2 protein-coding genes and 3 pseudogenes are annotated in these 2794 nt (G+C 49.9%); 2 read left to right on the top strand and 3 right to left on the bottom strand.

The features are described 5' to 3' along the window. A partial coding sequence (locus ACUCV0_RS23965) for an efflux RND transporter periplasmic adaptor subunit (protein WP_482213921.1) occupies nucleotides 1-515 on the bottom strand: 515 nt, incomplete at its 3' end. A gap of 304 nt (nucleotides 516-819) precedes the next feature. Here ACUCV0_RS23965 and ACUCV0_RS23960 point away from each other — a divergent pair. Together ACUCV0_RS23960 and ACUCV0_RS23955 are read left to right on the top strand one after the other, a co-directional pair. Next, on the top strand, nucleotides 820-1410 hold the full coding sequence (locus ACUCV0_RS23960; RefSeq protein WP_482213920.1) for a TetR family transcriptional regulator: 591 nt from the start codon (nucleotides 820-822) through the stop codon (nucleotides 1408-1410). Between the two features lie 430 nt (nucleotides 1411-1840). After that, nucleotides 1841-2116, top strand: a pseudogene (locus ACUCV0_RS23955) (TetR family transcriptional regulator); the annotation flags it as partial. 28 nt (nucleotides 2117-2144) lie between these two features. Here ACUCV0_RS23955 and ACUCV0_RS23950 read toward each other — a convergent pair. Further along, nucleotides 2145-2489: pseudogene (locus ACUCV0_RS23950) on the bottom strand (transposase); the annotation flags it as partial. Then, nucleotides 2487-2710, bottom strand: a pseudogene (locus ACUCV0_RS23945) (copper oxidase); the annotation flags it as partial. The pseudogenes ACUCV0_RS23945 and ACUCV0_RS23950, both read right to left, overlap by 3 nt. Nucleotides 2711-2794: the final 84 nt, after the last annotated feature.

The following is a 2794-nucleotide window of genomic DNA, read 5'->3' as shown; positions in this document are numbered from 1 at the left end:
GCGTTGCGCAGGGCGGCCCTGGCCGATTCCACCTGGGCTTCGTTCTGCCGCTGCATGGACAGCGCATCGTCGGCTTCCTGCTTGCTGATCGCCTGCTCCTTGACCAGGGCGCCATAGCGCTGGGCCTTGAGCCGGTTGGAGGCCATGGTCGCCTGGGCCTGGGCCAGGGAGGCCTTGGCGGAGTTGACGTTGGCCTCGTAGGTGCGCGGATCGATCTGATACAACTGCTGGCCGGCCTTGATGTCGGCCCCTTCGGTGAAACTGCGCTTGAGCAGGATGCCGCTCACCTGCGGCCGCACCTCGGCGATGCGGAAGGCGGAGGTACGCCCGGGCAATTCGTCGGTCAGGGTGACGGTGCGAGGCTGCATCGTCACTACCCCGACCTCCGCGGGCTTCTGCTGCTGTTGCTGTTGCTGCTGCTGGTCCTTGTTGTCCTGCTTGCCGCAGGCACCCAGGGCCAGGGCCACGGCCAGCAGGGCGGGAGCGAAAAAGGCATGCGCCGGTTTGATCTGCATATCAAAAGTCCATAGACGCCAAAGGGTAGCCACTGCCCCTCAACCAAGGAGCATAGGCGCCAAAACCACTAGCTATAAGTACACCAATGTCACCTAAAAATATACATACATTCAAAAATGTTTGTAAACTGGGAGGCAACCAAAATATCGTTTGAGGCAGACCTGAGGAAGATTGCCATCGAAGCCAAGAATAGCTATAGCTTCATCGATATCAATAGATTAAATCTATCGTTGCGTGGGCAGTTATCCCATTGGTAGCGTTGCCGAAACTCAGCAACAAGCTTGAATAGGCGGACGAATCAAAATGAGAAAAACGAAGGATGATGCGGAAAGGACATGCCAATCCATAATGAAATGCGCGCTTAACTTGTTCGTAGGTAAAGGCGTGGCAACGACAAATATGGAAATGATTGCTAAGTGTGCAAATATAAGCAGGGGCGCTATCTACTGGCATTTTAAGAATAAAGAACAGATCATTGAATCTTTAGTCTCGGTTACACCTGGCCCAATTGTTTATTTGCATAATAGATTGAGCGGCTACAGCCAGAGCCTGGGCAGTGATTTTGTTTTCGAGATATTGAAAGAAGTACTGATGGTGTATTCGAGGTCGGGTGGTAATGAAAATAAAGTGGCGCGACTCATATACTACAAGAATGATTCTTCACATACTTTCTTGAAGATGTTTTCGATGGAGAATTTGTTATCACTCAAGTGTCTTGATCTGTTGAAAAAATTTTACAGTAAAGATGCGGGTGGAAATGACGTCACTGGCGCAAGTGTCACCTGTGCGTTTTTTCTTTGGAAGGCAGTATTGCATGAGAATCTAATGGGAAGCGAAAATCTTATTTCTATAGATTTATTCGAGGAGAGTTATTTTAGAATGGTGAAGGCTTGAGCGAATAAGCTGATTAATAGTTATTTGTAATGTGTTTTAGGAGCTTGCTTCACTTCTTTAAGTTGTAGATTTGGTATATACTAAATGAGTTAATGGGTGGGTGATTTTTATGCTCTAATGGTGTGATTTCCTGCGTTTTTGAGTGAATTTTCAATGTATTAATTTTATAGACTTGCTAATGGGTGATGATGTAGTAGTCACTTGGCGTAATTTTGATCAATTTTTCTTTATTGCTCGATGTGGGATGAGTTATGCGTCGCACCAAAGAAGAACCTGATCAGAGTAGCGGGGCATTTTGGACTCCGCGGAATCGCTTTTCCTTTCTAATGGAGTATCGCGTACCATACTGGAGATGACAGCTAGGGATGGCAGTATCACACCTGGAGCTTTGTAGTGGCATTTCCGTAAAAAGGCACATCTGGTCCGCGAAATGCTCAATCATATTCGTATACCAATCGAGGAGATAATGCATGATATAAGTGTCGAATATGAAATCGATTGCTTATTCAAACTTTACAATATTTGTGTTGAGTACATGGAGAGATTTGTTCGGACGGGCCCAGAGCGTAGCATTATGACTATATTTTTGTATCGCTGTGAGTTCGCTCTAGAAATGCGCGATGTCGCAGAGCGTCAAGACTCTCTAGTTCGAGAGTTTGTGGGGTCTGTCGAAAAGCTCTTTGCCCGTAATCCTGAGCGAATGCAGACTGGCGTGACTCCGAGGTTGGCAACCCTGCAGTTGCATAGTCTATTTGGTGGTATTGTCCCTCTTTTGGGACTTCGGCTTCCATCGTCTTCTTGCCCAGCATCCGCTGCAATTCGCGGATCTGCTTTAGCGCATCGGTCAGTCGCGACGCCGGTACCACTACTTCGCCAGCACTGACGGCCGAAAGGCTTCCGTCCTGGTACAGCTTGCGCCACAGGAGCGGCTTGTTGGCGTTTATGCCGTTGCGTCGGGCCACCACGGAAACGCTTTGCCCAGGCTCAAGGCTCCCGCGCACAATTGCCAGTTTCTGGTCGGTGCTCCAGCGGCGACGGCGCTCCTGGCCGAGCAGCTCGCCACACTTGTCGTTGCTCATCTCAGCCCACATCTTGCGATCCGCCAGCGTCGCGGCCCAGCCCTTGTCAGCTACGTCGTTGACGAAGTCGCAAACGGTGCGCTTGTGGAAGTTGTAGTAGTCGGACTGTTTTTCAGCGTGCGCATCAGCGAAGCCGGATCTTCATCCGTCCAGTCCGTCAGCATCACCACATGCTCACGATCGTATTTGAAAGGCTCGGGCTCCTTCGCCTCGATGACTAGGGTTTGTCTGAAAAGTCGACGCGCCAACAGCGATCAATGCAGGCCAGAGTGACCATCGCCTTGAAGCTGCTGGCCAGCTTGTCT

The organism is Pseudomonas sp. VMV1, assembly GCF_056790235.1.
Note: the sequence above shows the minus strand (reverse complement) of the source record. Positions and strands in the feature narration are given on the sequence as shown.

Excerpts from the sequence above, each read along its gene's own strand:
- ACUCV0_RS23960 (WP_482213920.1), top strand. The coding sequence starts at position 820 with ATGAGAAAAACGAAGGATGATGCGGAAAGGACATGCCAATCCATAATG.